This is a genomic window from Methylobacterium sp. B4 (assembly GCF_003201865.1).
In the GTDB taxonomy this organism is placed as follows: Bacteria; Pseudomonadota; Alphaproteobacteria; order Rhizobiales; family Beijerinckiaceae; genus Methylobacterium.
Window position 1 is genome coordinate 14,430 of sequence record NZ_QJJJ01000018.1, and the last position, 25,134, is coordinate 39,563.

The window sequence follows — 25,134 nt, forward strand, 5'->3', positions numbered from 1 at the left end:
GGTCGTTGGGTGGCTGGTCCATGCCTGGCGCCTATGTCCACCATCCGCTGCGACGGGGTAGAAAGCATGTCGACGAGGTTCCTTCACGGCGACAGCATCCTCGTCGCCATCCGCGAGGCCAACGCACGCCATGCTAAGCGCAGCCTGGGCGTCGCCTCCTGGAAAGCCGACGCCGTCGAGCGCCTCTGCCTTGGCCAGGACCTCAGCGACACGAAGGTCATCTGCGATTTGTGGGGCGGAGGCTGCGACCCGCAGGCGATCATCGCCTTATTAAAGGGGGGCGCCAGGGTCCGGCACGTCGAAGACTTCCACGCCAAGACTTACCTCTATATCGACCAAGTCGTCATCGGCTCCGCCAACGCATCTCGCGCCAGTCTTGGGGGAGCCGACAGGACCGCCCCGACGCGGACGGAGGCCGCGCTTCTCTGCGACGACCGCGCTGTTCTAGACGAGGCCCAGGAATGGTTCCGCGTAGCCTGGAAGAAGGGGTCTCCGGTCGACGTGGCCGCGGTCGAGGCGTACCGGCCCTCAGCTGCCGCCAGCGCCGGGCGCCCGAGCCTGCTGCATGCCCTGGCAAACGAGCCGGAGCTTTTCTCCGGGCTAGACCTCGTGGTGACAGTCTACCGCGACGCTTGGACGAGCGAGGCGGCGCAGGCGATCTGGGAGACCATGAAAGGCGAGTACGGCGACGACGACAGGCGCGCCTACGAACGGGACGGCGACGTGCCGTTCTACGAGGTCACGCTGGAGGTCGCCGCATCCTCCCCACCAGGGCGGATCTATCTCGACCTGACGCGCTCCGGGAAGAAGCTAGCCTACAATGGGATCTGGAAGGTGCGTTCCGGTCGCCCGAAGCCTGTGCCCGGAACCGGAAGCGTCCTTGTCATGCTCGACCGGCTGCCGAGCCTGCGCGGTCGCAAGGCCCAGAACGCCGAAATGCAGTCCTTTGCTAAGGCGCTCGCTAAGCGCGTCGACGAGGCTGACCTGATCCTGCCGCACGATGCGGTTACGGCGGCGGCCAAGGAGGTCCTCGCGGACTGAACGTGCTGCTCCAAGACGTCAGTGGTGATTTGTAGGCCTGTGACCGCTGCCAGCAGCGTGCAGCGATCGCACATGCTCGCGGTCGAGGCGTCGCTTGCCTCCAGCGTAGGCGCCGTTGGCCTCAGCTCGCTCGATGCCCTCACGCTGGTGCTCCTTGATGAATCGTCATTCCGTCAGGGCCGCCGTGCCGAGCAAGGTCAGAACGATGTGGCCCGTCTCGCCGCACGTCGAGAGCCATGCGGTGACCTATGGAACCTGTTTCCCGCCTCGCGCAGAATCAACCAGCACGGAAAACGCGACCGGCTACCCTCAGCGGCGGCGCTGGCTCGGGCACGCGAGCCAATCCTAACGTGGTGGCGTATGGCTTCGGACACCGACGCGGCGCTGGCCGACCGGTTCTGGGCCGAAGCTCGGACAGCGCTACCGATAGCAGCAAACACCTCGTACGGAGCGTCGTTCTCTGGACTGGAATGGCGCCGCCTGCGTGTCAGTCAGGATCAGCAGCCGCCGGAATGGGCAGGTCGCACGTAACTGCTTCCGTGAGTGTCTGAGGCTCCATAGCAGCCCTCACGCTACAGGCGCCACTTCGCGTGGCTCAGGTTACGTACGCGCGAGGTCGCGTTGTCCAACATCGTCATGTATTAGCCGGTGCAAACCGGCTAGAAATGTGGGCTAAACTGAGGGCTGCCCCTGCGGGCAAAATGGAATATATAAAGAAAAACAATCACTTAATTAAGAATCCTGGCGGAAGGGGTGTCCGCCATGCTGCGGCCGATGGTGTGCACGAGCTCGTGCCGCATGAGGCGTCCGGCGCCTGCCCGTCGGAGAGCGCTACCGGCGGCGGGCATGGGCCACCTCGACAGCCTGGGCGCGCACGGCCGAGTTTTGAAACCGGCCGGCGCCGGGCCGAACACGGCGGTGCGCCGTGGCTTGCCCGTCGAGCTCGCCAGCGTCATATTCTGCGGTGCGTAACATCTGAGGGATTCCGCTGAGCGCCCCTGCCAGGGCGCGTGGCAATGGATCGAGACGGAAACGGCGGTCGCTCTGGTGGGAGCGAACCGCCGTTTTCGCGTTCAGGGGCTAGGCCGCGCTCGCCTGTGCGCAGCGTGCCAGGAAGTCGTCAGCATCGATGCGACGAACAAGCGTACGGTTTCTGATCTCGATTGGCTTCAGATCGCCCGCCCGGAATAGGCGATAGGCGGAGGTCCTGGAGATGCGAACGTATTGCGTAAACTCTTCGACCGTCATCGTTGCAGAGACGGCTGCGCGATCGATCTTGGACACTGTGGGCTCCTCGCGAGGCGACGGGAGCCAAGAGGGTGCATCCGGGCACGGACGATTAAGAGTCCCCTAAAACGGAGCCTTTAATCGTCGATCACGTCGAAGAAGATCGAGGGCGCCTCAACAGCGTACTTGCGATAGGCAGCCTTCACCGCTCGAGACGAGAGGAGCGGTTTGTCCGGCCCCTTGCCGTGCACAACCGCCTCGCCCAAGCCAATCCCGTCGCGTGCAAGAAGCCGCGGGTCTGCCAAGTAGCGGGGGGCGGTTCGAAAGGCCTCGTCTTCCGGCTTGCCGGCGTTCTTCAAGCTGTCGACAACAGCGGCGATCAGCATCAGGCGCTGGAGATCGGCGGGTCGCCCCCTCGGCACGACATCCCGGCGACGCAACCCAAGCATAGAAAGGAGCATGCGTCCGGCAGGCTCGTCGTTTGCTATGCAGCGACGAATTTCCGCGGGCTCGATGCCATGCTTGACCGCTTCAGCATCGAGGAATCTTTGCGCGTCACGCCCCGGTCGGACCTTGCGACCGTCTCCGGACCATCGAGCTGTGAGGGCAGGTTCTGCGGGGCTCATTTCGCCACTATCGCAGCAACGATTTCGACAACGAAATCGAAAGCCGGTGGCGCTCCCAAGGGGAATCGAACCCCTGTTTTCGCCGTGAGAGGGCGACGTCCTAGACCGCTAGACGATGGGAGCTTCCGGGCCGACGGGGGTTCGTATAGCGAGGCATTCCGGCCCCCGCAAGCGCTTTCCGGGGCGAAAGAGACGAGAATTCCCATCGTGTCCCCCAAGGTGCTTCCCGAGTTGCCTCTCGATCCGCTGCCCGCGCCGTCCGGCGCGAGCGAGGAGCGCAGCGTCGTGCTCGCCGAGGCCGCCGCGCCCGAGCGCCTCGACCGCGCGCTGGCGCGCAGCTTCGACGATCTGTCCCGCGCCCGGCTCCAGACGCTGGTGCGCGAAGGGCTCGTGCGCTGCGACGGGGCGGTGGTGCGCGATCCCGCGCGCAAGGTCGCGGCAGGGAGCCGGCTCGACCTCAGCCTTCCGGCGCCGCAGCCCGCGGAGCCCCGGGGCGAGGCGCTGCCGCTCACCGTGGTGCATGAGGACGAGGACCTCATCGTCATCGACAAGCCGGCCGGGCTCGTCGTGCATCCGGCGGCGGGGCACGAGGACGGGACGCTCGTGAACCGGCTGATCGCCCATTGCGGCGCGAGCCTGTCCGGCATCGGCGGCGTGCGCCGGCCCGGCATCGTCCATCGGCTCGACAAGGATACGAGCGGTCTGCTGGTGGTGGCCAAGAACGATCTCGCACATCAGGGCCTCTCGGCCCAGTTCGCCGACCATGGCCGCAGCGGCGCCCTGGAGCGGGCCTATCTCGCCCTGGTCTGGGGTGTGCCGGAGCCGCGCGGCGGCACCATCCGGGCCAGCCTCGCCCGCTCGCGGCACAACCGCGAGAAGATCGCGGTGGTGCGCGAGGGCGAGGGGCGGGAGGCGATCACCCATTACCGCGTCGAGGCCCTACCCGACGCGGCGGGCGTTACGGCGCTGGTCCGCTGCCGATTGGAGACGGGGCGCACCCACCAGATCCGGGTGCATCTGAGCCACCGCGGCCACCCGCTCCTGGGGGATGCGACCTATGGCGGCGCCTTCAAGACCAAGGCGGCGCTGCTCGCCGAGCCTGCCCGCGCCGCCCTCGACCGGCTCGGCCGTCAGGCCTTGCACGCGGTCGAACTCGGCTTCCTCCATCCCCGCTCGGGCGAGCGTCTGCGCTTCGAAAGCCCGTTACCGCAGGATTTTGCCGATCTGCTCGCTGCCCTGTCCTGAGGACAAGCAACAAGGTGCGTTTCGGCACTGCGACCCCTGCGCACCCGTGAGAGGTTAAACCCGGACTCCGGTTCGTGCGTTGAGACCCCGCGTGAACAGCGTTTGGCCGCTACCGGGCATTACGAATTCCCTTATACAGATGGGAAGCGGCATGGCCGGCTCAAGAGAGCGGCCTTTCGCTTGGGGCCCGCCCGACAGGGGGGCTGTTGAAGGAGGTGCACATGGCCGGCGCTCTGCCCGTGCTCGCCAATGAGGGAGGCCTTTCGCGCTACCTCGATGAGATCCGCAAGTTCCCGATGCTGGAGCCTGCGGAGGAATTCACCCTTGCCAAGAGCTGGCGCGACGAGGGAGACCGCGAGGCGGCCCACCGTCTCGTGACCTCTCACCTGCGCCTCGTGGCCAAGATCGCCATGGGCTATCGCGGCTACGGCCTGCCGATCAGCGAGGTGGTGTCCGAGGGCAATGTCGGCCTGATGCAGGCGGTCAAGCGCTTCGATCCGGACAAGGGCTTCCGGCTGGCCACCTACGCGATGTGGTGGATCAAGGCGGCGATCCAGGAATACATCCTGCGCTCGTGGTCCCTCGTGAAGATGGGCACCACCGCCAACCAGAAGAAGCTGTTCTTCAACCTGCGCAAGGCCAAGGGCCGCATCTCGGCTCTCGACGAGGGTGACCTGCGTCCCGATCAGGTCAAGCAGATCGCCACCTCGCTCGGCGTGCCCGAGCAGGACGTGGTGGACATGAACCGCCGCCTCTCCGGCGACACCTCGCTCAACGCGCCCTTGCGTGAGGAGGGCGAGGGCGAGTGGCAGGACTGGCTGGTGGACAACAGCCCGAGCCAGGAGACCGTGCTCGCCCGCGAGGAGGAGGGACGCAACCGCCTCTCGGCCCTGCGCGACGCGCTCGGCGTGTTGAACCCGCGTGAGCGGCGCATCTTCGAGGCGCGGCGGCTCGCCGACGATCCGATCACTCTGGAGGATCTCTCCGGCGAGTTCGGGGTCTCCCGCGAGCGTGTGCGCCAGATCGAGGTGCGCGCCTTCGAGAAGGTCCAGGAGGCGGTCAAGCGCAACCTCGCCACCCGCGAGCTGCCCCGGACCGAGGCGCGGATTTCATAAAAAAGGGCGTCGCTCTTCAAACGAAACGATCAGGCCGCCGACGCGATTCATTCGCGCCGGCGGCCTTTTCCGTGGCGGGAGAGTCATCTACGAGCCGCGAGGATCGGCCGTCTCAGACGAGAAGCGGCGAACGTTTGGCAAGGGTCTCACCGGCGAGCAGGGGCATGGCTGCCGTCCTCCGCGGCATCGAGGCGGGCGAAGACCATCGGCCTGGACACGATGCCGTGCTGCGCTGCAGCGTGGCACGTTTCTGCAACCTAGGGAAGAATGCGCAAGCGGCGCTGCCGACTCAAACGCGGCGCATTGTCAGGCGTAAGGATCGCGCCGCTCGGCTCGGAGCGCCTTTCCCGGGCATCGCCGCGAAGCGCGCGTCGGCGCTAGGAAGCGATTGTCCCGGTGAGGCATCCGCCTAGTTCTGCCACTGCGCGAAGGCGTTCTGCACCGCCTGGGCGCCGGCATTGCCCTTCTCGAAGGTGAGCACCGCGCGCTGGCCGGAGCTGTAGGTCAGGGCCAGATCGAGCCAGTTCCGGTGCAGCAGCAACTCGGAATTCCGGTCCACGTCGCTCTTGAGCGAAGACAGGCCGATCAGGAACAGGTTCTCGCGCACGCGCACCGGCAGGCCCGAGACGGGCGAGCCGCGGGCAGCCTCCTCGTCCTTGAGCTGGAGCAGCCCGATATTCTGCACCGCACGCTTGGCCCCGGCCTCGCCGGTGTTGCTGAAGGCCAGCTCGATCGTGTGCGAGGCCGGAAGCGTCGCGTCGAGGTTCTTGCGCATGGTCATCACCAGCGAGAAGCCCGCTTCCGGAAAATCGACGGTCACGCGCAGGGCCGTCTGCAGGGGCTCGCCCTGAGCGCCGTTCACGGCCTCCAGCCGCCAGACGGCGTGGCCGTTCGACGAACTCGGCTGGGCGCGGTTGTCGCCGGTATTCTCCTCGTAGAGGATCGCCCGTTGCGCGACGGTCACGTCCGGCTGCGCCGGGGCACTGCCCTGCACAGGCGGCTTCGGGCGCGCCTCGGGCTCGCCGCGCTCGCCCCCGACCCGGTCCGCGAACTTCGCGTCCGGCTGTTCGACCGTCGTCTCCTGCTCGGCTGCGTTCTGCGCGAGATCGGAGGGCCGGTCGCGCAGGAAGAAGGCCGCCACGGCGATCAGCGCGATCACCGCGGCCAGCACGCCGCCGACGAAGAGGTTGCGCAGGAGGCGCGAGCGGTTCTCGGGCGGCGCCACCACGTCGATGCGGGGGCGCTGGCGCCCGTTGCCGGCCTCGGCAAAACCGTTGGTTTCCGGGGCCGCGGGATCGGCGGCGTCGGCCTCCGATGCGGGCGCGGTGGGAACGAACCCTTCCGGCGCCTCCGGGATCGGCTCGGGCTTGGCGACCTCGTCCGGCCGCGAGCGCCGGGGCGGCGCCATGAAAGGCACCGTCTCGGCCTGTGGCTTCGGCTCCGCCGGCGCGGATTCCGGCAGGATGCCCGCGGGGACCGAGGCGGCGGGCAGGGAGAGCGGCTCGCCCGGCTCCTGCGGCGGCTCGGGCTCGGGCAGGCTCGGCGGCAGGGGGGCGGGCGAGAGCGGTTCCGGAGCGGGCGGCTCGGGGGGCGCTGCGAAGGGCGGGGGAGGGGCAGCCTCCTTGGGCGGCTCCTTCGGTGCCTCCGGCACGGCGGCCGGCTCGCCGTACTCGAACTCGAGCCGGGCGATCGCCGTATCGAGGGCTTGCCGCTCCAGGTCGATATCCGCCTCGGGCACGGGCGGGTCGAGGGAGCGCAGCTGCGCGATCAGGGCGCTGCGCGCACGCTCGTACACCGCCCGGCGCAGGGCGGGAGATCGATCGGGCAGGGCGTCGAGCGCGCGTGCCAGCAACGGATAATAGTCGGCCATCGTGCCCGGATCTGCCTGTCCCTACCCGCCGTTCCGAGCGCTCAATCCTCGAAGGGGTTGTGCATGAGGATGGTGTCGTCGCGCTCCGGAGAGGTGGAGAGCAGCGCCACCGGCGCCCCGATCAGTTCCTCGATCCGGCGCACGTACTTGATCGCCTGGGCCGGAAGGTCGGCCCAGGAGCGGGCGCCCGCCGTGGTGCCGCTCCAGCCGGGGATCGTCTCGTAGACCGGAACGGCGCGCTGCTGCGCCGCCTGGCTCGCGGGGAGATGGTCGAAGCGCTGCCCATCCACATCGTAGGCGGTGCAGACCCGGATCTCCTCGAAGCCGTCGAGCACGTCGAGCTTGGTCAGCGCGATGCCGTCGATGCCCGAGGTCTGCACGGTCTGCCGCACGAGGCAGGCATCGAACCAGCCGCAGCGGCGCTTGCGGCCGGTGACGGTGCCGAATTCGTGGCCGCGCTCGCCGATGCGCTGGCCGATCTCATCGTGCAACTCGGTCGGGAACGGGCCCTCGCCGACGCGGGTGGTGTAGGCCTTGGCGATGCCGAGCACGTAGCCGATGGCCCGCGGCCCCAGGCCCGAGCCGGTCGCCGCCTGTCCCGCCACCGTGTTGGACGAGGTGACGAAGGGGTAGGTGCCGTGATCAACGTCGAGCAGCGCGCCCTGCGCGCCCTCGAACAGGATGCGCTTGCCGCCCCGGCGCGCCTCGTCGAGCAGGCGCCAGACGGTGTCGAGATAGGGAAGCACGCGCGTGGCGATGCCGGTCAGCTCGTCGAGGATCGCCTGTTCGGCGATCTCTTCGAGGCCGAAGCCGCGGCGCAGGGCGTTGTGGTGAGCGAGCAGCCGCTCGATCTTCGGCGGCAGGGTCTCGGGCTCGGCCAAATCCATGAGCCGGATCGCCCGGCGGCCGACCTTGTCCTCGTAGGCCGGGCCGATGCCGCGCTTGGTCGTGCCGATCTTGGTGCCCGGCGCCCCGTCCTCGCGCAGGGCGTCGAGTTCGCGATGAAGCGAGAGGATCAGGGTGGCGTTGTCGGCCACGCGAAGGTTGTCCCGCGTGACGGTGACGCCCTGGCCGGCGAGGCGGTCGATCTCGGAGGCGAGTGCGTAGGGGTCGAGCACCACGCCGTTGCCGATCACGCCGAGCGTGTTCGGGCGGACGACGCCGGAGGGCAGCAGGGAGAGCTTGTAGACCGCGTCGCCGACCACCAGCGTGTGGCCGGCATTGTGACCGCCCTGGAAGCGGACGACGACGTCGGCCTGCTCCGAGAGCCAGTCGACGATCTTGCCCTTGCCCTCGTCGCCCCACTGGGCGCCTACGACGACGACGTTCGCCATGCGCGTCTGACCTGTCTCGAACTCGCTGGCGCGGGCGCCAAGCGGTTGCGCCACGCGCGAAAACCCCGGCCATCAGGTCGGGGATCGGGCATACGGGCGCGTCTTCGGCGATCTCAGCAGGCAGGTCAAGCGAGGGACAGACCTGCGCTGGGGAGCGAGGCCCGGCCGCCCGCACGCGTCGACGGGAAAGCGGCGCGGGCGGCGGGCCTGTCCGGCCTACTTGGCTTCCGCCTACTTGGCTCCCACCTACTTGGCGTTGTCCGGCGGCTTGATGACCGGCGTCGAGTTCGGCGTCGGCTCCGGTGCGATCGTCCGGATCCCGGAATCGACGCCCGCGGGCGGCTTGATCACGCCGTCGGACCTCTCGAGCTTCTCGCTGAGCGTGCTGCCGGTGGTGTCGCTCTCCGGCCGGACCTTCTCCGGCACCTGCTCCTGCGGGCTCGGCAGCTTCGGGTCCCGATCCTGTCCGCGCTGCGGCACGGACGGGTCCTGCGCCAGGGCCGCCGTGCTCATCAGGCCGGCGAGCAGCGCGGCGGCGCGAAGGGTGTTCTTCCTCAAGGTCATGCTGTCCTCGAAACGGTTTCGAGGACCAACGGGGGCGCGCCCCAACCCGTTCCTGTCAGGCGGCCGGCCGGTTACCGGCCGGCGCCCTCGGCGAAGGCGAAGTAGAGTTCGCGCAGCCGCCGCGCCACCGGGCCGGGTCGCCCGTCGCCGAGGGCTTTGCCGTCGATCTCGACCACCGGCATCACGAAGGCCGAGGCCGAGGTGTAGAAGGCCTCCGCCGCCTCGCTCAATTCGCGCACGTTGATGAGCCGTTCCTCGAAGGGGCGGCCTGTCTCCTGCGCCAGCGCCAGCACCGCCTTGCGGGTGATGCCGGGCAGGATCGCGTTGGAGAGCGGGCGCGTCACCAGCGCACCGGCCTGCGTCACGATGAAGACAGTGGAGGACGAGCCCTCGGTCACGACGCCGTCCTCGACCATGAAGGCCTCCGCCACGCCGGCCTCCGATGCCTGCTGCTTGGCCAGAACCTGGGCGAGCAGGGCGACCGACTTGATGTCCCGCCGCTTCCAGCGCAGGTCCGGTACGGTGATGGCCCGCGCGCCGGACTCGGCCAGCGGGTTGTTCACGATCGCCTTCTCCTGCGTGAACATCACCACGGTCGGCGCCACGTCACCCTTGGGAAAGGAGAAGTCGCGCTCGGCCACGCCGCGCGTCACCTGGATGTAGACGAGCCCCTCCCGCACGCCGTTCTTCGCGACGAGCTCGGTCTCCAGCCGCTCCCACGCCTCGGCGGTATGAGGATTGCGGATGCCGATCTCGGAGAGCGAGCGGTCGAGCCGGGCCAGATGGGCGGCATTGTCCACGAGGCGGCCGTGCAGCACGGCGGCCACCTCGTAGATCCCATCGGCGAACAGGAAGCCGCGGTCCATCACCGGCAGGCGCGCCTCGTCCAGGGGCAGGAAGGCGCCGTTGAGGTAGGCGGTTCGGTTCATCGGCTGGCTCGGTGATCGATCGGCTTAACGGCGCGAAGCAGGTTCCGTGCTGGAAGCCGCGTCAGGCTTCTCCGAACACGCGGGTAAAGATCGTGTCGACGTGCTTGAGGTGGTAGCCGAGGTCGAAGCACTCCTCGATCTGCTCGGGCTTGAGCACGGCGGTCACCTCCGGGTCGGCCTTGAGCAGGGTGAGGAAGTCGCCCTCGCCGCGCCAGACCGGCATCGCGTTGCGCTGGACCAGCCGGTAGGAATCCTCCCGCGAGAGGCCGCCCTGGGTCAGCGCCAGCAGCACGCGCTGCGAGTGGACGAGGCCGCCGAGCCGGTCGAGGTTCTTCTGCATCTGCTCGGGGTAGACCAGCAGCTTGTCGATCACGCCGGTCATCCGGGCGAGCGCGAAGTCGAGGGTCACGGTGGCGTCCGGGCCGATCATCCGCTCGACCGAAGAGTGCGAGATGTCCCGCTCGTGCCAGAGTGCGACGTTCTCCAGCGCCGGGGTCACGTAGCCGCGCACCATGCGTGCGAGCCCGGTGATGTTTTCGGTGAGCACCGGGTTGCGCTTGTGCGGCATCGCCGAGGAGCCCTTCTGCCCCTCCGAGAAGAATTCTTCGGCTTCCAGCACCTCGGTGCGCTGGAGATGGCGCACTTCGATCGCCAGCCGCTCCATGGAACTGGCGATCACGCCGAGCACGGCAAAGAACATCGCGTGGCGATCGCGCGGGATCACCTGGGTCGAGACCGGCTCCGGCTGGAGGCCCATCTGTTCGGCGACGTACTCCTCCACCCGCGGGTCGATGTTGGCGAAGGTGCCGACCGCGCCCGAGATCGCGCAGGTCGCGACCTCTTTCCGGGCGGCGATGAGCCGGTCCTTCGCGCGGGCGAACTCGGCATAGGCCTGAGCGAGCTTGAGGCCGAAGGTGACGGGCTCGGCGTGGATGCCGTGCGAGCGGCCGATGGTGGGGGTGAGCTTGTGCTCGAAGGCGCGCCGCTTCAGCGCGGCCAGCAATGCGTCGAGATCCTTGATCAGGATGTCGGCGGCCTTGGTGAGCTGCACGTTGAGGCAGGTGTCGAGCACGTCGGACGAGGTCATGCCCTGGTGGACGAAGCGCGCCTCGGGCCCGACGATCTCGGCCAGATGCGTGAGGAAGGCGATCACGTCGTGCTTCGTCACCGCCTCGATGGCATCGATGCGGGCGACGTCGAAGGTCGCGTCGCGGCCCTTCTCCCAGACCTTGTCGGCGGCCTCCTTCGGCACGACGCCGATATTGGCCAGGGCCGTGGTGGCGTGGGCCTCGATCTCGAACCAGATCCGGAACCGGCTCTCCGGCGACCAGATCGCGGCCATCTCGGGACGGGAGTAGCGGGGGATCATCTGTTTCTCGCCTCGACTCGGGGACGCGTCTGCTCTGATGCGGCGCCTAGCATGGGGCGGGGAGGAGCGTAAACGCGAGCGGCGGCAGCGCCGCCGTGCAAGGGTGACATCGACGCTGCGGCGGCGATGGGACAAGATGGGCGGCGCGCCCTATGGGATGGAACGCACGTCCGACACCTGCCTGCGGAGACGACCATGGCCGAGACGCCCTCGAACCGCGCCTTCATCCCCCTCGCCATCGCCGTGCTGACGGTCTCCGACACGCGCGTGCTCGCCGACGACAAGTCCGGCGACACCCTCGCCGCACGGATCACGCAAGCCGGCCACAGACTTGCCGACCGGGACATCGTGCCCGACGAGGTCGTGTCCATCCGCGAGAAGATCGAGGGCTGGATCCATGATCCCGCCATCGACGTCATCATCACCACCGGCGGCACCGGCTTCACGGGGCGCGACGTGACGCCGGAGGCGATCGAGCCGCTGTTCGAGAAGCGCATGGACGGCTTCTCGGCGGTGTTCCACCGCATCTCCTACGACAAGATCGGCACCTCGACGCTGCAGTCGCGGGCGACCGCCGGCGTCGCGGCGGCGACCTACATCTTCGTGCTGCCGGGCTCGCCCGGTGCCTGCCGGGACGCCTGGGACGGCATTCTCGCGAGCCAGCTCGACTACCGCCACCGCCCCTGCAACTTCGTCGAGATCATGCCGCGCCTCGACGAGCATCTGCGCCGGGGGGCGTCGATCGGCGCCTGAAATGCCGCGGCGGTTGCTGCACCGCATCGATCAAGGGTGCGCGCGAGAGAGGAACCGCCTTCGCAGCCGACGGTTGATGTCCCGGTCAAGTCCAATAAGATTCGGGAGACGTTCATGAAACAGGCGATCGGCCTCGCGGCCGCCCTTCTCGTCGGCGCCGCTTCCCTGAGCACGGCCGCCGTGGCTCAGAGCGGAAACACCACGCAGATGACCGGTTCGAACGCCACGGGCGTGAAGCCCGAGGGCAGCATGAACAAGATGTCCGGCTCCGGCGGCCAGATGAAGTCGAAGAAGATGAAGTCGAAGAAGAACAAGATGTGATGGCACGATGTGATCGGCTGACGGTCACACGGTCCCGGGGGCGCCATAGGGCGCCCTTTTTCGTTGCGGAGTCTCTGTCTTGGTCGCGTCTCTCCTCCGGTCTGTCCTCCTCTCGGCCCTGCTGCTCGCCGTCTCGCCCGGGATGGGCCACGCCGCGCCGCGGGTCGATGCGAAGGCGCGGGCCTGGGTGGCCGGCGTGGTCAGCCGCATCGGCATGGCCGACCGGGCCGCGGCGCCGGGCCGCGGCGGCGAGGTGACGCTGCGGATGCGCATCGCCGCCGATGGGACGCTCGACCGCGTCGAGATCGAGGAAGGCCCGGCGCCGCTGGGCGAGCGCGCGACCCGCGCCGTCCAGGCGGCCGCACCCTTCCCGCCGCCGCCGGCCGGGCTGCTGACGCTCGAAGGTTTCACCGAGCTGAGCTTCCCCCTCAGGCTGCGGTGAGGCGATCGCGCCTTCGCCTGTCATCGAATCGTCGCGGATGGGTCGGAAAGGCAGGACTTCCGTTCGTCAGGAGAGCCGCGCTCCATGGACTTCCACCGCCGATTCACCGTGCTGATGTGCACGCCCGCCTTCGATCCGGACGACCTGGAGGGCGCGCGGGTCGATCAGATCGTCGCGGCGGTCGAGAAGCGCGGCTTCGAGGTGGTGCGGGCACGACGCGTCGAGGATGCCTCGATCGCCGTGCAGACCGACTCGGCCGTCGGCTGCCTCGTGGTCGACTGGGGCAAGCGCGGCCTCGAGGGCAAGGCCGCAGCCCTCATCGACATGATGCGCCGGCGCGGCCTGGAGATGCCGATCGTCATCATGGTCCGCCGCAAGCGGCTGGAGGACATCCCGGTCGAACTCCTCGACTTCATCGACGGCTACATCTTCCTCGCCGAAGAGACCCCGGAATTCATCGCCCGCGGCCTCGTCTCCCGGGTGACGCAATACGCCGACACGCTGAAGACGCCGTTCTTCGGCGCGCTGGTCGATTACGCCGAGGAGGGCAACCAGCTCTGGACCTGCCCCGGCCATAACGGCGGCATCTTCTACAACCGCTCGCCGATCGGCCGCATCTTCGTGGAGCATCTGGGCGAGGCGATTTTTCGCGACGACCTCGACAACTCGGTGCTCGATCTGGGCGACCTGCTGACCCACGAAGGACCCGCCCTGAAGGCGCAGAAAGAAGCCGCCAAGATCTTCGGGGCGGAGAAGACCTACTTCGTCCTCAACGGCACCTCGGCCTCGAACAAGGTCGTGCTGGGCTCGCTGGTGGCCGAGGACGACCTCGTCCTGTTCGACCGAAACAACCACAAGGCCGCCCATCACGGCGCGTTGCTGCTCGCCGGCGGCATCCCGATCTTCCTGGAGACGGACCGCAACGCCTACGGCCTGATCGGGCCGATCTACCACGAGGCGCTCGACGAGCAGCGCATCCGCGAGAAGATCCGCGACAACCCGCTCGTGAAGGACAAGGAGGCGTGGCGCAAGGAGCGCCCGTTCCGCTGCGCGGTGATCGAGCAATGCACGTATGACGGCACGATCTACGACGCCCAGGCCATCGTCGAGCGGATCGGCCACCTGTGCGACTACATCCTGTTCGACGAGGCCTGGGCGGGCTTCATGAAGTTCCACCCGCTCTACCAGCGCCGCTTCGCCATGGGCCTGACCGGACTCGACGAGACCTCGCCCGGCATCATCGCCACGCAATCGACCCACAAGCAGCTGGCGAGCTTCAGCCAAGCCTCGCAGATCCATACCCGCGACGGGCATATCCGCGGCCAGACCCGGCGCGTGGAGCACAAGCGCCTGAACGAGAGCTTCCTCGTCCACGCCTCGACCTCGCCGTTCTACCCGCTCTTCGCCTCGCTCGATGTCGGCGCGCAGATGATGAAGGGCCGCTCGGGCGTCGTGCTGTGGGACGACACGATCCGGCTCGGCATCGAGTGGCGGAAAAAAGCCCGCGCCATCCGCAAGGAATTCGAGGAGCGCGAGGCCGACCCGAAGCGGCGCTGGTTCTTCGACCCCTTCGTGCCCGACGTGGTGAAGGGGCCCGAAGGCACGGAAATCCCGTGGGAGGCCGTGCCGACGGACGCCCTGGCCGCCGATGCCCGCTACTGGGAGCTGACGCCGGGCGCGGCGTGGCACGGCTTCACCCATGTCGCGCCGGGCTTCGCCATCACCGACCCGAACAAGCTCACGGTGCTCACCCCCGGCTTCGACCGCAAGACCGGTGCGTATACCGAGCACGGCGTGCCGGCGCCGATCGTCGCGCAGTACCTGCGCGAGAACCGGATCGTCCCGGAGAAGAACGACCTCAACTCGCTGCTCTTCCTGCTGACGCCGGGCGTCGAGTCGTCGAAAGCCGGCACGCTGATCTCCGGCCTCGTCGCCTTCAAGCGCCTGCACGACGACAACGTGCCGCTCGAAGAGGCCATGCCGGAATTCGTCGCCCGCCGGCCCAAGCGCTACCGCGGCGTGGGCCTGCGCGATCTCTGCGCCGACTACCACGCCTTCCACCGCGAATCGGGCACCTCGGCGCTCCAGCGCAAGCAGTTCATGCCTGAGCACCTGCCGGAGATGGTGATGCCGCCCAAGGCCGCCGCGCAGATGCTGACGCGCAACCGGGTCGATTACGTGCCGATCGCGGAGGCCGAAGGGCGCATCGCCACCACCCTGATGCTGGTCTATCCCCCCGGGATCGGCACGGTGCTGCCCGGCGAGCGCCTGGACGAGAGGGCCAAGCCCATGCTCGACTACTTCAAGATGTTCGAGGCGGCGGCCAATCTGTTCCCCGGCTTCGAGGCCGAGATCCAAGGCGTCTACCGCGAGACCGATCCGGACGGGCGCATCCGCTTCCACACCTACGTCGTGCGCGAGGGCGCCTGATGGCTTCGGGCGCGGCGACCATCGTCCCGAACGCCGCGCCGGGTGCGGAGGTGGTGATCCGGCCCTCGTCGGACGCCGACGTGCCGGCGATGATCGCCATCTACGAGCGCCATATCCGCCGGGGCGTGGGCGACACGGGCGATTTCGAGGAGGAGCGCCTGCTGCCCGACGAACTCAAGCGGCGGCGCAAGAACATGCGCAGCAAGCGCCTGCCCCATCTCGTGGCCGAAAGGAGCGGGCAGATCGCCGGCTACGCCTACGCCGTGCCCTTCCGCAAGCGCCCGGCCTATCGCTACACCCTCAAGCACTCGATCTACGTGCATCCCGACCATCTGCACGCGGGCATCGGGCGCCGCCTGCTGCCGGCGCTGATCGAGGCCTGTTCGGCGGGCGGCTACCGGCAGATGATCGGCTATATCGACGCCAGCAACGAGGCCAGCCTGCGCCTGCACGAGGCCTGCGGCTTCGTCCGCGTCGGCTACCTGCCGGCGATCGGCTACAAGTATGGGCGCTGGAGCGACAGCGTGATGGTGCAGTGTCCCCTCGGCACCGGCGCGGAGGACCAGCCCTCGGCCTGGCACCCGCCGGGCCGGGCGAGTCCCTTCCCGCCGCGCACCGTCTGATCCGCTTTCCGGCTGATTGCTTCCGTCTCTTCCGTCGTCATTCCGAGGCGAAGCCGTGGCAATCCAGGGTTCCGCACTCTGCGGACAATTCGCGCTCCGGGTCGCTTCGGCTCTGCCTCGCGATGACGGAGCGAAGGCCGAGGCGATCAAATGGAGACGATGTGGAGCGTCCGCGCGCGCGGCGCAGCCGGCACGATCCGGCGCGCCGTCGATGGCCTCGCGGTGAGCGCCCTCAGGCGCCCATCTTCTCCACCAGCGCCTCGGACAGGGCGAAGTTGACGTAGACGTTCTGCACGTCGTCCTGGTCCTCGATCACCTCGACGAGGCGGATCAGCTTCTCGCCGGTCTCGTCGTCGACATCGATGGTGTTCTGCGCCTTCCAGATCAGGCCGGTGCGGCGCGGCTCGCCGAAGCGGGATTCCAGCGCCTTCGAGACGTCGCCGTAGGCGTCCTGCGCGCAGGTGACCTCGTGGCCGTCGGCATCCGAGCGCACGTCGTCGGCGCCGGCCTCGATGGCGGCCTCCAGCATCGCGTCCGCGTCGGCGACGTCGGCTGCGAAGGCGATCACGCCGACCCGGTCGAACATGAAGGCGACCGCCCCGGTCTCGGCGAGGCTGCCGCCGGACTTGGTGAAGGCCGAGCGCACGTCGCTGGCGGTGCGGTTGCGGTTGTCGGTCTGCGCCTCGACGATGAGCGCGGCGCCGCCGGGGCCGTAGCCCTCGTAGCGGATCTCCTCGTAGTTCTCGCCGTCCCCGCCCGTGGCCTTCTTGATGGCGCGCTCGATGTTGTCCTTGGGCATGTTCTCGGCCCGGGCCGCGAGGATTGCGGCGCGCAGGCGCGGGTTCATCGAAGGGTCCGGCGTGCCGAGCTTGGCTGCCACCGTGATCTCGCGGGCGAGCTTGCTGAACACCTTCGAGCGGACCGCATCGACGCGGCCCTTGCGGTGCATGATGTTCTTGAACTGGGAATGCCCGGCCATGGCGGGATCGTCTTCTCGTTCGGGCGGGCGGAGGGCTCCCCTCGCCAGGGATCCTCGACGCCGCGCGGGCTGTGTCGGGAACGGTGCTTATAGGCCGCCCGCGCCCGCCGAGGCAACGCGGGGAAGGGAGTCGTCGCCCGGTGGCCGGTTCTCCCACCCGCGCCGGGGGCAAGTGCCGGATTCCCGCCGTACCGGCGGCCTCCGAGACGGTGGCCGCCGGTACGGGGAGGATGATAGACTTGCCGCGATGGACCTGCCTCGACCGGACAGGCCACGGACGCCGCGAACGGAGAGCCGGATGCCGATGGAGCAGCGCCCGACGGGAGCGGCCGGCACGCCGCGGCGCGGGGGCTGGCGGTTCGGCCTCGCCGCGCTTCTCGGCGCCCTGGCCGGCGCGACCCTGTTCCCGCGGCCCGCCAAGGGCGCTGCCTCGAGCGACACGAAGGGCCGCCTCAGGGCTGATCCTGCGCCAGCAGCGCCCGGTAGCGCGCCGCCGAGCGGCTGACTGCCTCGGCGGCACCCTCTTCGATGTGCAGGCCGAAGGCGCCGTAGAGGCGCGCGAAGGCGCGACCTTCCAGCCGCGCCGCGATCCGCGCCACGCTGCCCCCGGAGAGCGGCAGCCAGTTGGGATAACTCCAGAGGAAGGAGACCGTCTTCCGGTCCGCCCCGACTTGGACGATGTCGCCGGACAGCAGCGCGCCGCGTCCCTGCGCCCCGTCGTGCCAGTGCAGCACGCTGCCGCCGGGGAAGTGGCCGCCCAGCCGCAGGAGGTCGAGGCCGGGGAGGATCGTCCGCTCGTCCTCCTCCCAGAACACCACGCGGTCGTCGGGGCGCATGACCCATTCGCGGTCGCGGGCGTGCAGGTAGACCGGCGCGTCGAAGGCGGCGGCCCAGTCCGGCATGGTCGCGTAGTAGTGGGGATGCGAGATCGCGATGGCCGACAGCCCGCCGAGCGCCCGCATCAGCGCCACCGTCGCCGGATCGAGCAGGGCGAGGCAGTCCCACAGCACGTTTCCGTGCGGCGTGCGGAGCAGGAAGGCCCGCTGGCCGATGCCGAAGCGGGGATGGGTCTCGATCTCGAACAGGTTGGATTCGGCCTGCCGCCACGCATTGGCGTGGCCCGAGGCGAGGGCGTCCGGCGTAGTCCAGGTCTGACCCGAGGCCGGCACGTATTGCCGCTCTTCGTCGCAGATCGGGCAGCGCCGCGGCGGCGCGGCGGAGGACGGAAAGCTCGTCCCGCAGGTGACGCAGATCTGGATCGGCACGAGCCCGCTCCCGTCGGCGCTGCTCAGCCGCCGCGATATCCCTGGCCGTCCTCGGGGCGTGGGCGTTCGCGCGGCGGCGCCTCCTCGTCGCGTTGGGCGCCGATGTCGCCGGGCTCCGTCGCGCCGGGCGAGCGGCGGCCCTGGACTGAGGGCGAAACCTCGCGCTGCTCGTAGGTGCGGGCGCCGGGCGTCTCGGCGGGATCGTCGGGCCTCGTCGCGTCGGTCGAGCTCATCGGCGCCTCCAGAAGGATGTCAGGACTTCTTCACCGATCAAGAGGAGCCGTGCGGGCCTTGTTCCCCGTGCCTGGCGAGAACCGGCTTGCGGTGCAGGCGATTGCTCCGCCAGATGCCGTGGTCGGCGATCGCGCCCGAACCGGAAGCCCCAGGATGAATCGCTTCGCTCCCCCATTCTCCCGCTTGCTCTGTCTCGGCCTCGCCCTGGCGGCGTTCCCGGCCGCGGCGCAGGAGCGGCCGCTCACCCGCTCCATGACCTGCGAAGCCGTCAAGGCGCTGGTGGCACGGGAGCGCCGCATCGTGCTCGCGACGAGCCAGACCGCCTACGAGACGGTCTATTTCGAGAGCGGCGCCTGTCAGAACGAGGTGAGCGCCCGGCCGGCCTTCGAGCCGACTCTCGACGATCCGAACTGCTTCGCCGGCTATCGCTGCGTTCAGCGCAACAACGGCGACAACTCGGTGCGCTGACGCTGTGAGAAGGGGCGTCAGCCCCGCTTGAGCAGGCGCTTGGCCTCGGCCCGGGCGCGGTGCTCGAACCGGGCGAGACGCAGGCGCCGCTCCAGGGAAATCAGGCCGGCGCCGGGCGGCACGGCGACGATCTCGGCGATGGTCTCGCGCTCCGGGTAGAGGCTCTCCAGCGCCGAACCCGGCAGCGTCGCGGAATCGAGGCGCTCGGCAAAAGCCTCGCTGTGGACGGCCCGGACGATGGCATCCTCCAGCACGAGGCCGGGGGCGAGGGCGCGCAGCCCCTCGTCATAGGCGGTCTTGAGCAGGGTCGCGGTGCCGCCGGAGACCAGGGCGAGGCTCGCAGCCACCGTCCGGCCGTCGAGGCGCAGGGTATCGGCCCGGACCGCGACGGGGCCGCCGTCGGCCCGGAACAGGGCGCGGGCGAAACGCTCGGTTTGCGGACGGTTGCGCAGGGCGGTGCCGGCCTCGCCCTTCCAGCCGGCCGCCTCCAGGGCCAAGAAATCCTCCAGCGCCCGCTCCAACTCCGTGCCCTCGCTCGCACTCTCGACGCGCAGCGTCCCGGCCTCTTCGAGCCGCCTGCGGCGGCGGCGCAGATCCTTCAGGCGGCTCTTGTGCGGATGACCGGCGAGGAAGGTGTCGTAATCGGTGCGCCGCTCGAGCACGGGCCGCTCGAAATGCGCCACGGTCCCGACCTGCCAGCCGGCCCGCCCCATCGCCGCGAGGAGCCCGGCGCCGATGCGGGTTTCGCTCGCCAGGAGTGGCCAGCGCCAAGCCCGGCCGCCGGAGGCGAGCGCGAGGCCGGCGACCAGGGCGTCGAGCCGCTGCTCGAGGCCGGGGCCGTCGGCCACCAGCGGCGCGCTCGCCGTGACGTAGGGCGAGTGGAAGGGTTGTGCGATCGCCGCGCCGAGGCCGGCGATGTCCGGGCGCAGGGTGAAGGGCAGCAGGGCGCCCCAGCCGGCGCCCTCGCGGACGACGACGGCCGAGAGGCGCGGGTCGCACAGGCCGTGGGTGCGGTGGGCCTCGATGGCCTGCCGGGTGTAGAACGGGTGGGGCGCGGCGGCGCGGGCGCCGAGGGCGTCCCAGGCCGCCGGCTGTCCGGCGAGCCCCGCCACCGGCTCGATGGCGGCGCGGCAGGATGCGGGGGGATGCGCGAGGGCGAAGAGCGTCATCGTCAGGCGGCTTTCCGCGAGAGGCCGAGGACCGGCGTGGCGAGACCGTGGATCGCCCGGGCACCCAGGGCCATGGCGAGCCCGCGGCCGATCTGTGCGGCCGCCACCCCGAGTGCCGCCCCGGCGACGCCGAGCCAGGGCACCAGGATGAGGCAGAGGAGCGCGGCCAGCGCCAGCGCTGCCAGGGTGATCCCGGCGCAGAGCCGCTCGCCGCCGAGCATGGTCAGCACGTCCTCGCCCGGACCGAACAGGCTCGCGGCCACGCTGCCGGCCACCAGGATCGCCAGCACCGGCAGGCTGGCGCGGAACGCCTCGCCGAACAGTCCGAGCAGCAGCGGCGCGACGGCGAGGATGCCGAGCCCGACGCCGGCGGTGGCGAGGAAGGTCCAGCGCGCCTGCCCCCGCACCAGCCGGCCGAGCCCGGCCTCGTCGCCCCGCGCCCTGGCGGCGGCCAGGCGCTGGGCGGTGGTGGCCGAGGCCGCGTAATGCACGAAGGCCACGAATTGCTGGATGCGCGTGGCGGCGAAGTAGAGGCCGATGGCCTCCGGCGGCACGAGGAAGCCGAGGATCACCACATCAACGAAGCCGAAGGCGCTCGCGGCGAGATCGCCCGCCGCGATCGGCAGGCAGGCCCCGAGCCAGAGCTGCCAGCGGTAGAGGCGCGGGCCGGCGGGCAGGGCGCGGCGCAGGCGCACCAGCAGCATCGCGGCCTGGAGCGCCGCGGCGAGGCCGGTCGCGGCCAGCGTGCAGGCGATGGCGACCCAGGCCTCGGCCGGTGCCCCCAAGAGCACGGCCGCCACCATGGCCGCCATGATCAGGCCCTGGCGCAGCAGGTAGGGCGGCGCGATCGCCAGAAGCGGCCAGTTCTGGCTGCGCGCCACGCCCTCCAGATAATCCTGGAAGGCGAAGAGCGGCACGACGACGGCCGCCAGGAGGATCGGCGTGCCGTACGGGCCGGCGAGCAGGCCGCCCTGCGCGGCGGCCACCGCGAGCCCGCCCAGCGAGAGGGCGAATCCGCCCGCGAGGCTCGCCAGGGCACCGCCGAGCAGGAAACCGCGCACGCTGTCGAGCCGGTCGAGGGCTTGGTCGGCGGGCAGGAAGCGGCAGGCCCCCTGCGAGAGGCCGAGCGTCGCGGTGTGTCCGAGGATGGCGATCCAGACCCAGACGGTGGCGAAGATCCCGTACTCCGCCCCGCCCATCATGCGGGCCATGATGACCTGCGCGCCGTAGGCAAATCCCGCTGCGCCGATCCGGACGGAAAACACTCCGAGCGCCGAGACGGCGGGCGTCGCGCGCAACCGGGCGAGGATCGTTTCGAAGGGAGGGAGGGCCGCCGGCCGCCCCGCGATCATCTTGTCCGCTGCCATGGGCGCCATCCGAACGGGGCGCCGGGCGCGGAGGAGGCCGGCACGCTCCGCCGTCAACGTAGAGGCGGCGGCGTTTCGGGCCGGTTAAGGCACTACGGATCGCGCGTCGGCGCGGCGCCCGTCGTGCCGGTCTTGGCTGAGTCGGATTTGGCGGCATCCGGCTTCGTCGCGTCCGGATTGGCGGCATCGCCCTTCACCGCGTCGGGCTGCAGCAGCGACAGCGAGATCGCCCGCGTGGCGTGCTCGGCCATGCAGCGCAGCCCGAGATCGTTGAGCCGGAAGTGGCGGCCCAGCATGTGGGCCTCGCTGGTGCGCTGGGTCGAGAGGAAGCGCATCGCCGCGTAGCGGTGGACCAGGGGCACCGCCTCGCGGCGGGCCACGTCCTGCACCGTGCGCACCATCTGCGTGTAGTAGGCGTCGTCGGCCAAGCTCTCCGTGAAGACGGGATCGATGAGCACGATGTCGATGTCGTGGGACTTGATCCACTGCACCGACTCATCGAGGGCCTCGCCGAAGGCCTCGATGTCGACGCGGGCCAGCGCGTCGTTGGTGCCGACCTGCCAGACCACGAGGTCGGGCTCCAACTCGGCGACCATGGTGCGCAGCCGCTCGCCCGCCCCGCTCGCCACCTCGCCGGGAAGACCGCGGGCCTCGACCTCGACCTGAACGTCGGGCAGGGCCTGTTCGAGAGCATTCTCCAGCTTGACCGGATAACTCGCGGAGGCGCCGAGCCCGGCCGAGGAGGAACCGATCGCCAGCACGCGGATCGGCCGCTTCTCCTTGAGCGCGGCCTTGACCGCCTTGAGCCGGGCCAGCGTGTAGAGTTTCGAGCCCGGCACCCGGCACTCGGGCGACAGGCTCTGATCCAATGTCTCGGCCGCGGCGGCTGATGGCACGGTGGTTGTCGCGGCGGTTTCGCCGCGCGCGGAGACGGCACAGCCGAGACCCAGGCTCAGGCCGAGCCAGAGGATGAATCCGCGGGCGAGGCGGTGTCGGGCGCCTTGCGCGTCGGCCGCGGCCTGCGGGAACGCCATTCGACGAACCATGCGGTGAAACCCAGTGCAAACAGGCCGAAACCTACGACCGAAATGTCAACGATGATACCGCCGCCCGTTTGAAAGCGCACGAATTGTGCAGCCAGGCTCAACAGCGATCCCATCGAGAAGACCGCGAGGGAGTTGCGCCCCAAACCTGACAGAAACCGGGCGAGCGGGCCGAGCCGCGGCGCGACGAGTGCGTAGACTGCCTGGAAGGCCAGGATCATCCCGCAGAAATGGATGAGCCGGGCGGGCGAGAGATAGGTCTTGTCGAAGGTGAACACGAGCCGGGGCTCGGGCGCCAGCATCGGATCGGGCCGCAATTCCAGCACCGCGAGGACGAAGCCGACGATGACGATGCCGATGCCGAGCGGCGTCAGGCGCCGCCACAGGCGCCGCAGGCGGTCGGATTCCCGCGTGGCCTCGTTCGCGAGGAAGCCCAGCACGAGCAGGAGCTGCCAGCAGAGCGGGTTGAAGAACCAGTCGCCCTCGCCGGGCCAGGAGGGGAAATTCCACTCGAAGACGAGGCTCGCCCCGTAGAGCGAGAGCGAGAGCGCGAGCAGCAGGGTCCGGCTGACGCGGCCGATCAGCACCACGGCGGGCGCGATGGCGATGAGCACCACATAGAGCGGCAGGATGTTGAAGAAGCCGAGCTGGTGCGTGAGCAGCACGACCCCGACCATGGTCTGGATCGGGTCGGCGAAGAAGCCGCCGGCATTGTGCCATTCGAGGATGAGCGGGTTGTCGAGATAGAGCGCGCAGCCCGCGATCATCGCGAGCGCGAGCGCCATGATCGTGATCTGCGCCCGGTACACCTCGACGGTGCGGGAGAGCAGCCGCAGCACCGTCATCAGGCGCGGCTCGGGCAGGCCGTCCCGCCCGCGGGTCGCCAGCCCGATCGACCAGCCGGCCAGGAACACGAACAACTCGGCGGCATCCGAGATGCCGTACTGGGAGAAGGTGTAGCGCTCGAAGAAGTTGCCGGGGATATGGTTGATGAAAATCGTCACCAGCGCGAAGCCGCGCCAGAAATCGATCGCGTTCGGCTCGCGCATCAGGCTCCACGGTCCGGCGGTGTGACGTCGACGCGGCAGAGTCCCGGCCTCCCGCACGGGGGCCGCTGACGGCCGGCGCGGCGCCGTTCCGGGACCCGCGACCCGGAAGCGGAAGACGGCCGCCCTGATAGACCGCGCGGGGGCGGATTGGAAACCCGCCCGGGGGCGACGAGCGCGCGATTTCGCCGGTCAGGCCCCTCCGTGCAGGTGCCCCGCATGCCAGTCGCGCAGGCCGTCGAGGGTGACGACGCCGCCCGGCCAGGCGTAGCCCTGGATGGGGTGGTGGGGCGCGTCGGGCTCGCCGAGGTCGGAGACCGCCGAGAAGGCTCCGTCGAGCCGGTGGCTTCGGGTGTAGCGGCTGCGGGTGGCGAGCACCGGCAGCCCGGCGGCGAGCGCCGAGCGGATGCCGGCCGCGGAATCCTCGAAGGCGATCGCCTCGGACGGGTCGATGCCGAGGCGGTGGACCGCGAGCGCGAAGATGTCCGGGGCGGGCTTCTTCTGCGCCGCCTCGTCGCCGGCCGCGATCACGTCGAAGGGCTGCGCCTCATCGGGGAAGTTGAGCTCGAGCAGGAGATCGATGTTCGGCCGGCTGGTGGTGGTGGCCACGGCCAGCCGCACGCCCTGCGCCCGCGCTTCCTCGACGAGGCGGCGCACGCCGGGACGCAGGGAGAGGCCGCCGCTGCGTGCCAACTCGCCGTAGGAGCGCGTCTTGAGCTCGTGGATCTCGGGCATGCGGGCCTTCAAGCCGGCCGCCTCCGCGGGATGGAAGCGCTCGATGTAGTGGAGGAGCCGCTCCTTGCCGCCCATCACCTTGAGGAGTTCGGCGTAGAGTTCCGGCGACCAGTACCAGGGCAGGCCGAGCGCCCGGAAGGCGCGGTTGAAGCCCTGCCGGTGCAGATCCTCGGTTTCGGCGAGCGTCCCGTCGACGTCGAAGATCAGCGCCTTCAGCATCGCACGCCGTCCCGCCCGGTGGCCGATTGGGCCGCCTCGCGGATCGCGGCGACGTTCTTTCCGTACGCGTCCGGCCCGCCCTTGAAGGCCGCCGAGCCGGCGACGAGGATGCCGGCCCCGGCGCTCGCCGCCGCCCCGGCGGTCTCGGGGGTGATGCCGCCGTCGACCGAGATGTCGATGGAGCGGCCGGCCGTCATCGCCTTCACGCGCGCGAGGGTCTCCAGCGACGAGTCGATGAAGCTCTGCCCGCCGAAGCCCGGGTTGACCGACATCACCAGCACGAGATCGAGCATGTCGAGCAAGGGCTCGATGCTCGAGGCCGGCGTGCCGGGATTGAGCGCCACGCCCGCGCGCTTGCCCAAGGCTCGGATCGTCTGGAGCGAGCGGTGGATATGCGGGCCCGCCTCGACATGGACGGTGATGGCGTCGGCCCCGGCCTCGGCGAAGGCGGCGAGGTACGGATCGGCCGGAGCGATCATCAGGTGGACGTCGAAGAACTTGTCGGTGCAGGGCCGCAGTGCCTTCACCACGGCCGGGCCGAAGCTGATGTTGGGCACGAAATGCCCATCCATCACGTCGAGATGGATCCAGTCGGCGCCGGCCTGCGCGATCGCCCGCGTCTCCTCGCCGAGCCTCGCGAAGTCGGCGGCGAGGATCGAGGGTGCGATGATGGTCATGGAACGGCTCGGGGCAGGCGACGCGCCGCACCGCCTGGATCGG

Annotated in this window: 26 protein-coding genes and 1 tRNA gene; 10 read left to right on the top strand and 17 right to left on the bottom strand. The window is 69.7% G+C overall.

The window, feature by feature from the left end; all coding sequences use genetic code 11:
• Positions 1-66: 66 nt before the first annotated feature.
• Together BY998_RS18265 and BY998_RS24475 are read left to right on the top strand one after the other, a co-directional pair.
• Entirely contained in the window at positions 67-1,041 is a 975-nt protein-coding gene (locus tag BY998_RS18265) for a phospholipase D family protein (RefSeq protein WP_146221804.1), read from the top strand.
• A 72-nt stretch (positions 1,042-1,113) separates the two neighbouring features.
• Complete coding sequence (locus BY998_RS24475) at positions 1,114-1,572, top strand: hypothetical protein (RefSeq protein ID WP_181425561.1); 459 nt, start codon at positions 1,114-1,116, stop codon at positions 1,570-1,572.
• Positions 1,573-2,121: 549 nt separating this feature from the next.
• Here the strand turns inward: BY998_RS24475 and BY998_RS18280 are convergent.
• The 3 genes from BY998_RS18280 to BY998_RS18290 all read right to left on the bottom strand — a co-directional run bounded on the left by BY998_RS18280 (position 2,122) and on the right by BY998_RS18290 (position 3,017).
• Entirely contained in the window at positions 2,122-2,325 is a 204-nt protein-coding gene (locus tag BY998_RS18280) for a helix-turn-helix domain-containing protein (RefSeq protein ID WP_146221805.1), read from the bottom strand.
• A gap of 80 nt (positions 2,326-2,405) precedes the next feature.
• On the bottom strand, positions 2,406-2,654 hold the full coding sequence (locus tag BY998_RS18285) for a hypothetical protein (RefSeq protein WP_146221806.1): 249 nt from the start codon (positions 2,652-2,654) through the stop codon (positions 2,406-2,408).
• A 287-nt stretch (positions 2,655-2,941) separates the two neighbouring features.
• Positions 2,942-3,017 (bottom strand) — tRNA-Glu (locus tag BY998_RS18290).
• Between the two features lie 123 nt (positions 3,018-3,140).
• Between BY998_RS18290 and BY998_RS18295 the strand changes: the two genes are divergently transcribed.
• Positions 3,141-4,139 carry an RluA family pseudouridine synthase gene (locus BY998_RS18295; RefSeq protein WP_110353089.1) on the top strand — a complete coding sequence of 333 codons (999 nt, stop codon included), beginning with the start codon at positions 3,141-3,143 and terminating at the stop codon, positions 4,137-4,139.
• Positions 4,140-4,360: 221 nt separating this feature from the next.
• A complete protein-coding gene (rpoH, locus tag BY998_RS18300; protein ID WP_110353090.1) occupies positions 4,361-5,254 on the top strand; it encodes an RNA polymerase sigma factor RpoH in 894 nt (297 codons plus the stop codon).
• A 409-nt stretch (positions 5,255-5,663) separates the two neighbouring features.
• On the opposite strand, the gene BY998_RS18305 is transcribed toward rpoH, so the two are convergent.
• From BY998_RS18305 to purB, 5 genes are all read right to left on the bottom strand, one after another.
• The gene (locus BY998_RS18305) at positions 5,664-7,124 is read right to left on the bottom strand and encodes a histidine kinase (RefSeq protein WP_110353030.1); all 1,461 of its coding nucleotides are present in this window, start codon (positions 7,122-7,124) and stop codon (positions 5,664-5,666) included.
• Positions 7,125-7,165: 41 nt separating this feature from the next.
• On the bottom strand, positions 7,166-8,458 hold the full coding sequence (locus tag BY998_RS18310; RefSeq protein ID WP_110353031.1) for an adenylosuccinate synthase: 1,293 nt from the start codon (positions 8,456-8,458) through the stop codon (positions 7,166-7,168).
• Between the two features lie 246 nt (positions 8,459-8,704).
• Positions 8,705-9,022 carry a hypothetical protein gene (locus BY998_RS18315; RefSeq protein WP_110353032.1) on the bottom strand — a complete coding sequence of 106 codons (318 nt, stop codon included), beginning with the start codon at positions 9,020-9,022 and terminating at the stop codon, positions 8,705-8,707.
• Between the two features lie 71 nt (positions 9,023-9,093).
• The gene (locus tag BY998_RS18320) at positions 9,094-9,951 is read right to left on the bottom strand and encodes a D-amino-acid transaminase (RefSeq protein ID WP_110353033.1); all 858 of its coding nucleotides are present in this window, start codon (positions 9,949-9,951) and stop codon (positions 9,094-9,096) included.
• A gap of 61 nt (positions 9,952-10,012) precedes the next feature.
• The gene (gene purB / locus BY998_RS18325) at positions 10,013-11,320 is read right to left on the bottom strand and encodes an adenylosuccinate lyase (RefSeq protein WP_110353034.1); all 1,308 of its coding nucleotides are present in this window, start codon (positions 11,318-11,320) and stop codon (positions 10,013-10,015) included.
• 195 nt (positions 11,321-11,515) lie between these two features.
• On the opposite strand from purB, the gene moaB reads away from it, so the two are divergent.
• From moaB to BY998_RS18350, 5 genes are all read left to right on the top strand, one after another.
• Positions 11,516-12,073, top strand: a complete 558-nt coding sequence (gene moaB / locus BY998_RS18330; RefSeq protein ID WP_110353035.1) for a molybdenum cofactor biosynthesis protein B — start codon at positions 11,516-11,518, stop codon at positions 12,071-12,073.
• 114 nt (positions 12,074-12,187) lie between these two features.
• Positions 12,188-12,394 carry a hypothetical protein gene (locus BY998_RS18335; RefSeq protein ID WP_110353036.1) on the top strand — a complete coding sequence of 69 codons (207 nt, stop codon included), beginning with the start codon at positions 12,188-12,190 and terminating at the stop codon, positions 12,392-12,394.
• Positions 12,395-12,473: 79 nt separating this feature from the next.
• Positions 12,474-12,836, top strand: coding sequence for a TonB family protein (locus BY998_RS18340; RefSeq protein WP_110353037.1), 363 nt, complete (start codon positions 12,474-12,476; stop codon positions 12,834-12,836).
• A gap of 84 nt (positions 12,837-12,920) precedes the next feature.
• Complete coding sequence (locus BY998_RS18345; RefSeq protein WP_110353038.1) at positions 12,921-15,266, top strand: Orn/Lys/Arg decarboxylase N-terminal domain-containing protein; 2,346 nt, start codon at positions 12,921-12,923, stop codon at positions 15,264-15,266.
• The gene (locus BY998_RS18350) at positions 15,266-15,889 is read left to right on the top strand and encodes a GNAT family N-acetyltransferase (protein ID WP_110353039.1); all 624 of its coding nucleotides are present in this window, start codon (positions 15,266-15,268) and stop codon (positions 15,887-15,889) included. Before BY998_RS18345 ends, BY998_RS18350 begins: the two co-directional genes overlap by 1 nt.
• A 232-nt stretch (positions 15,890-16,121) precedes the next feature.
• On the opposite strand, the gene BY998_RS18355 is transcribed toward BY998_RS18350, so the two are convergent.
• The 3 genes from BY998_RS18355 to BY998_RS18365 form a co-directional block, all read right to left on the bottom strand.
• Positions 16,122-16,868 carry a YebC/PmpR family DNA-binding transcriptional regulator gene (locus tag BY998_RS18355; protein WP_110353040.1) on the bottom strand — a complete coding sequence of 249 codons (747 nt, stop codon included), beginning with the start codon at positions 16,866-16,868 and terminating at the stop codon, positions 16,122-16,124.
• Between the two features lie 452 nt (positions 16,869-17,320).
• On the bottom strand, positions 17,321-18,133 hold the full coding sequence (locus BY998_RS18360) for an MBL fold metallo-hydrolase (protein WP_110353041.1): 813 nt from the start codon (positions 18,131-18,133) through the stop codon (positions 17,321-17,323).
• A gap of 23 nt (positions 18,134-18,156) precedes the next feature.
• Positions 18,157-18,366 (bottom strand): hypothetical protein, encoded by a 210-nt coding sequence (locus tag BY998_RS18365; protein WP_110353042.1) that lies wholly within the window; start codon positions 18,364-18,366, stop codon positions 18,157-18,159.
• Between the two features lie 154 nt (positions 18,367-18,520).
• Between BY998_RS18365 and BY998_RS18370 the strand changes: the two genes are divergently transcribed.
• Complete coding sequence (locus BY998_RS18370) at positions 18,521-18,835, top strand: hypothetical protein (RefSeq protein WP_110353043.1); 315 nt, start codon at positions 18,521-18,523, stop codon at positions 18,833-18,835.
• Positions 18,836-18,852: 17 nt separating this feature from the next.
• On the opposite strand, the gene BY998_RS18375 is transcribed toward BY998_RS18370, so the two are convergent.
• The 6 genes from BY998_RS18375 to rpe form a co-directional block, all read right to left on the bottom strand.
• The gene (locus BY998_RS18375; RefSeq protein WP_110353044.1) at positions 18,853-20,004 is read right to left on the bottom strand and encodes a GNAT family N-acetyltransferase; all 1,152 of its coding nucleotides are present in this window, start codon (positions 20,002-20,004) and stop codon (positions 18,853-18,855) included.
• A gap of 2 nt (positions 20,005-20,006) precedes the next feature.
• The gene (locus BY998_RS18380; RefSeq protein ID WP_110353045.1) at positions 20,007-21,371 is read right to left on the bottom strand and encodes a lipopolysaccharide biosynthesis protein; all 1,365 of its coding nucleotides are present in this window, start codon (positions 21,369-21,371) and stop codon (positions 20,007-20,009) included.
• Positions 21,372-21,463: 92 nt separating this feature from the next.
• A complete protein-coding gene (locus tag BY998_RS18385) occupies positions 21,464-22,405 on the bottom strand; it encodes a GDSL-type esterase/lipase family protein (RefSeq protein ID WP_110353046.1) in 942 nt (313 codons plus the stop codon).
• The gene (locus tag BY998_RS18390) at positions 22,324-23,463 is read right to left on the bottom strand and encodes an OpgC domain-containing protein (protein ID WP_110353047.1); all 1,140 of its coding nucleotides are present in this window, start codon (positions 23,461-23,463) and stop codon (positions 22,324-22,326) included. Before BY998_RS18390 ends, BY998_RS18385 begins: the two co-directional genes overlap by 82 nt.
• Before the next feature lie 189 nt (positions 23,464-23,652).
• Positions 23,653-24,414: an HAD-IA family hydrolase gene (locus tag BY998_RS18395; protein ID WP_110353048.1), complete on the bottom strand. Its 762-nt coding sequence runs from the start codon at positions 24,412-24,414 to the stop codon at positions 23,653-23,655.
• Positions 24,408-25,091: a ribulose-phosphate 3-epimerase gene (rpe, locus tag BY998_RS18400; RefSeq protein WP_110353049.1), complete on the bottom strand. Its 684-nt coding sequence runs from the start codon at positions 25,089-25,091 to the stop codon at positions 24,408-24,410. Before rpe ends, BY998_RS18395 begins: the two co-directional genes overlap by 7 nt.
• Positions 25,092-25,134: the final 43 nt, after the last annotated feature.